The 5,586-nt window shown below is 63.9% G+C and carries 4 protein-coding genes; all 4 read left to right on the forward strand.

Going from position 1 to position 5,586, the window contains the following annotated elements:
- Positions 1–216: 216 nt before the first annotated feature.
- Positions 217–891, forward strand: coding sequence for an MtrAB system response regulator MtrA (mtrA, locus tag AHiyo1_RS02785; protein WP_059387541.1), 675 nt, complete (start codon positions 217–219; stop codon positions 889–891).
- Positions 863–2,863, forward strand: coding sequence for an MtrAB system histidine kinase MtrB (mtrB, locus tag AHiyo1_RS02790; protein WP_084784323.1), 2,001 nt, complete (start codon positions 863–865; stop codon positions 2,861–2,863). The genes mtrA and mtrB overlap by 29 nt, the downstream gene beginning before the upstream one ends.
- 71 nt (positions 2,864–2,934) lie before the next feature.
- On the forward strand, positions 2,935–4,596 hold the full coding sequence (locus AHiyo1_RS02795) for an LpqB family beta-propeller domain-containing protein (protein ID WP_059387542.1): 1,662 nt from the start codon (positions 2,935–2,937) through the stop codon (positions 4,594–4,596).
- A 467-nt stretch (positions 4,597–5,063) separates the two neighbouring features.
- A partial coding sequence (locus tag AHiyo1_RS02800) for a ComF family protein (protein WP_275937035.1) occupies positions 5,064–5,586 on the forward strand: 523 nt, incomplete at its 3' end.

A 5,586-nucleotide genomic window follows, 5' to 3' on the forward strand; every position in this document is an offset into this window, starting at 1 on the left:
TCCCTGTTCAGGCCGGGTAACCCGGATCGGGTTGTGACACGTTTTCCTCCCCAAAAGATGCGTCCGCGGCAATGCACGGACCCCGAAAGGGGCCGTTCGCACCAGCCTATAGTTCCGCCGTCGCGCCTCATAGCCCATTTGCTTGCGGGCTGCAGCGCGCCATGCCGTGATCGGGCTCAACGGGACAAAGGCTTGGTCATAAGGGAATATATAACTATGAAGGCACGCATCCTGGTAGTAGACGACGACGAAGCGCTGGCCGAAATGATCGGCATCGTGCTGCGGAACGACGGCTTCGACCCGGTTTTTTGCGCGGACGGCGGACAAGCGCTGGAGGTGTTTCGTTCCTCCAAACCGGATCTGGTACTGCTTGACCTGATGCTGCCCGGATCGGACGGCATCGAAGTGTGCCGCCAGATCCGCGGGGAGTCGGACGTTCCCATCGTCATGCTCACCGCCAAATCGGACACCTCCGACGTCGTCCGCGGCCTTGAATCCGGTGCTGACGACTACGTGCCCAAGCCTTTCAAGCCAGCCGAGCTCGTGGCCCGGGTCCGCGCCCGGTTGCGTCCGGGCGACCAGAAAGCGCCCGAGACCCTGCGGATTGCCGACGTCACCATCGACGTCGCGGGCCACTTGGTGACACGCGGCGGCGAGCGGATTTCGCTGACACCCCTGGAATTCGATCTGTTGGTCGCGCTGGCGCGCAAGCCCTGGCAGGTCTTCACCCGCGAACTGCTCCTTGAGCAGGTGTGGGGCTACCGCCACGCTGCCGACACCCGGCTGGTCAACGTCCATGTCCAGCGCCTGCGGTCCAAGATCGAGCGTGACCCGGAAGCTCCCGAAGTTGTATTGACGGTTCGTGGTGTCGGATATAAAGCAGGCGCCTGAGTCTTCCACCGGCGAGCCCGGCACCGACCAGGAGGCCCCGGAGGCCAAGGTCAAACACCCCGTTTCAGGACATCCTGTCCCGGAACACACGGACGCCCGGGCATTGAATCTCCCGTGGATCCTGGAGCGCACCCGCATTTGGACGCGCCGCGCCCTGATCCTGGCACTGCGTGTCTCCCGCCTCGTGGTGACCGGACTTCGCCACATCCGGCCAGGGATCCGGTACTTGTGGCGCGCCTTGCTGCGCCGTTGGCGCCGCTCCCTCGAATTCAGGACCGTCGCGGTGACAATCGTGCTGTCGATGGTGTCGTTTGCGGTGGTCGGCGCATATCTCTCGAACCAAATAGCGAACAACCTTTTCCAGGAGCGTTTGAAGCAAGCCGAGTCCGAAAGCCGCTACTACGTCAAGCAAGTCCAGGACACCTTTGACGGGTCACAGGCCAACGACCAATCAAGCGTCATCACACTTGTCTATGACACGCTCAAAGCGGTGGAGGGCAACGGCTCGGTCATCCAGCGGCGATACGTCTTCGAAGCGATGCCCGAACAAACCAAACCGCGCAACCGCTGGGTGGAATCGCGGGCCTCGGATCAGTTGACGGTCCGCGTCATTCCTCCGGCCCTTCGCAAGTCTGTGCAGGAATCGGGCAAGGACCAGTACTGGGCTTCCACCGAGTTCCCCGTCGGCAACCAGGACCACCCCGGGATCGCGGTCGGGAACAAAGTCACCTTCAATGGCACGGTCTACGAGCTCTATCTCCTCTACGACCTGGATACCGCCCAACAAACCCTGGACGAAATCCAGAACGTGCTGTGGGCGGGCGGAGCCGCACTCATCCTCATGATCGGCGGTATTGCCTGGTACGTGACCAGGAACGTCGTGAGTCCGGTGAGCCATGCCGCGGTCGTCTCCGAGAAGCTGGCCGCAGGCCAGTTGCAGGAGCGGATGGTGGTCAAGGGCGAAGACGAGGTGGCCAGGCTGGGCGCCTCCTTCAACCACATGGCCGCGAGCCTGCAGGAGCAGATTACGCAGCTGGCCACGTTGTCCCAGATGCAGCAGCGGTTCGTTTCCGATGTGTCCCATGAACTGCGGACACCGCTCACGACCGTTCGGATGGCAGCCGAAGTGTTGTTCGATGCCCGCGATGACTTCGACCCCATCAACAAGCGTTCCGCCGAGCTGCTTTACAACCAGGTGGAGCGCTTCCAGTCGCTGCTTTCGGATCTGCTGGAGATTTCCCGCTTCGACGCAGGGGCCGCCGTGTTGGACTCCGAGCCGACGGACATCTTCCAAGTCGTTTCCCATGTCATCGACGGTGCCTCTCCCGTTGCCGCCGAATATGGCTCCGAAGTTCGCCTTACCTCGCGCCACAAGCGGATCATCGTGGAGATGGACGCCCGCAGGATCGATCGCATCCTGCGGAACCTGCTGCTCAACGCCGTCGAACACGGCGAGGGGAAACCGGTCCACGTTTCCGTTGCCGCCAACCAAGAGGCAGTCGCCATCTCTGTGCGTGACTTCGGCATAGGGATGACCCCGGCAGAAGCCGCGCGGGTCTTTGATCGTTTCTGGCGCGCCGATCCCGCGCGTGCGCGGACCACGGGTGGCAGCGGACTGGGACTCTCCATCGCCGCAGAGGACACCAAGCTCCACAACGGTTGGTTGCAAGCTTGGGGGCGCAAGGGATCCGGTTCCAACTTCCGGCTGACGCTGCCTCTCAAGAGGGGTGGCACCATCGTGAAATCACCGTTGCAGCTTGAACCGGCAGACATCCATTTGCCGGGCGCCGCTCCTGAGCGCCAGATGCTCGTATTGGATGCCGGCGATCCGCCTCTCGAGCGCGGTTCCGCCGCGGACCCGGGGCTGGAAGACACGCCGGCGCCGCCACTACTGCCTCCCGTACTGCCCGCCGTACTGCCTCCGGCAGGACACGACGACGACGACCAAGCCGAAGGGGGAACGGCACCTTGAGTTCCCGACGCCCGTACCTCTCCCGACGCCCGTACGTGTTAAGGGCCGTGATCGCCGTTCTTGCTGTCCTCATGGTGGTCCTTAGTTCCTGCGCCCAGATCCCACGGTCTGGTCCGGTGGGAAAGAGCAAGGACGAAAGCGCGGGCAACCCGAACGCTCCTGTTTTCTTCCCGCCGCCGCCCCACCCCGGTGCCACTCCGGAGTCCATCATCGAAGACTTCTATGGTGCAGGCAGCGGTTACGAAGGCGACTACGCCGTGGCCAGGCAGTACCTCACGCAGGCGCTGTCCGTCAGCTGGAAGTCCGACAAGCGCACGCTCGTTTTCCGGAAGGCGACCGTCGTCAAGACCGGTGTGGAAAACGAATTCAAGTACCAGCTGGACCTCGCCTACGCGGTCGACGCCGACGGCGTTGCGACGCAGTTCCCCGAAGGAACCACTGAGACAATTCCGGTGACCCTGGAACAGGTCGACGGCGAATGGCGGATCTCGGCGGTCCCCGACGGCACCGCGATACCGGAAGAGACGTTCAAAGTCATCTACGCGGCCCAGCCCATCTATTTCTACGACCCGACCTTCACCTATGCGGTTCCGGACGTCCGGTGGTTCATCAAGAAGAACACCGTCAAGGCAATGACCAGCGCCTTGCTCGACGGTCCTGCGCCCTACCTCCAGGGTGCGGTTGTCAGTGCCTTTCCCTCCGGCATGAAGCTGGCCCGGGAGTCGGTCCCGGTGGTGTCGGGAGCCGCCCAGGTGGACCTTTCCGCCAAGGAACTCGTGGATGCGTCTGCCGAGGACCGGCAGCGGATGCAAAACCAGCTGACCCTGACTTTCCGTAGCCAGCCGGACGTGGTCAATGTTCAGTTGCGTGCCGACCAGGATCTGGTCCGCGTGGAGGACAACGGCTCGGTCCTGCCGCCCGTGCTTGAGAAGAATGCTCCCGCGCGCCAAATCGCCGTCAGTAACAACGAACTCGTCCGCTACGAGAACAACAGGGTCTCGGCCCTCCCGGACATGCAGCCGGTGGCCGGACTGAACCCTAGCGCTCCCGCCGAGTCCCCGACGTCCCAGGCCGTGGCCTTCCTCAACAGTGCCGGAACCAGCCTGTATTCGATGATTCCCGGCCTACCCGCCCGTCAACTGACAACCAGGACAACCCTGAGCCATCCGTCCTTCAGCCCGCAGGACTGGGTCTGGACGGCAGGTCCAGGAGCCAACGGGGCCACCGAGGTGGTGGCGTTCAAACCGTCCAACGTTCCTCTTGGACAGCCCGTCCCCACGGTGACGATGGCGCCGGCCTGGTTGGCAGGGCGCGTTGTGAGGGACTTCCGGATATCCCGCGAAGGGACGCGCGCACTGGTGATCTCCGAGATGAACGGGAAATCATCGGTGCAGGTGACCGGAATTGTCCGCAATCCTGACGGCACCCCCAAAGACCTGACTGCACCCATAACCTTGTTCTCTTCCGCCCCTGTTGATCAAGGGGTCTGGGTCAATTCCACGACGGTCGCGGTGATGAAAGCTTCGTCAACGGAGAACGTGGTTCCCGAGCTGTTGTCCTTGACATCGAGCCAGCCGCAGCTGTTGCCGGCATGGCCGAACCTGACGACTATCAGCGCGGGCAACGGACCCGAGCAGATTTTTGGACAGTCGGGCGCAGGCGTCTTCCAACGGGTCGGCAATGGGTGGGAATTGCAACTCAAGGGTCCGGTAGACCCCTCCTTCCCGGGCTAGTCCCCACCGGCTCCCAGCCTTCGCAAGCTCAGGCCGGGGCCCTCGCCGGCGTGGGCCCACCCACCGCCTCCCTAACCTCGCTTCGCTCGGCCAGGGAACCCGGGCGGCGTGGGCCCACGTTCCGACAACGTCGCCACTTGTTCTCCACATAGCGCGGTTGGGGAGTGTTGTCGGCCGTCGAGGAGCCGGATGCTTGGGGCATGGGTACTGTGGGCCGTTGCCGGGTGCGTGACCCTGACCGCACTGTGGTCCCGAGTGACGACGCACGCCATCGGGGAGTCCATCCTGCACGATTGGCGAGGCTCGCGCAGGGCGTCGGTGAGGCCTTCGTCGAGCTGCTGGCTGTTCTGGCCCCTGTCGAATGTGTGTGCTGCGGTTTCGAAGATTCGGCCCTCTGCGGCACCTGTGCACGGCGCCTGCGGCTGCTATGCGCCCGTCCGTTTCGCGCCGAAGGACAGGCACCGGCTTTGCTCACGGCGGAAGGGGCCGTGATCCTGCCCGTCGTCGCGGGCGGACACTACCGGGACGAACTGGCCCAAGCCCTGCTTTCTTTCAAGCATCTGGGCCAGGGACGGCTCGCCTCCGTGCTCGCGCCTGCACTGGGCAAGGCCATCCGGTCTGCCGTTGGAGACGCGGCAGGCGTCTGCCTTATACCTGTTCCCAGCAGTAACGCGGCTTTCCGGCGCCGCGGATTCAGTCCGGTCCATCTCTTGCTTGGCCGCTTGGGACAACGTGGCGCTTTGCCGGGTCTGCACATGACGGATGCCTTGAAGAAGGCGCCCGGACCGGGAAGCGGGCAAAAGGGCTTGGGCCGCGGAGAGCGTGCGCGCCGTGTCCGTGGTTCCATGACCGTTCGCCTGTCCCGCAAAAGGTCATTGGAGGGCAGGGCATGCGTCATCGTCGACGACGTCCTCACTACGGGTGCGACCCTCGCCGAAGCCGCCCGGGCCGTGTCGTCGGCGGGAGGCGTGGTGTGTGGAGCGGTGGTCC

The sequence above is a fragment of the Arthrobacter sp. Hiyo1 genome, assembly GCF_001263615.2.
Lineage (GTDB): Bacteria > Actinomycetota > Actinomycetes > Actinomycetales > Micrococcaceae > Arthrobacter.

Bases quoted from the DNA above. Each gene is read 5' to 3' on its own strand.
- mtrA (WP_059387541.1), top strand. From the start codon at position 217: ATGAAGGCACGCATCCTGGTAGTAGACGACGACGAAGCGCTGGCCGAA.
- AHiyo1_RS02795 (WP_059387542.1), top strand. From the start codon at position 2,935: ATGGTGGTCCTTAGTTCCTGCGCCCAGATCCCACGGTCTGGTCCGGTG.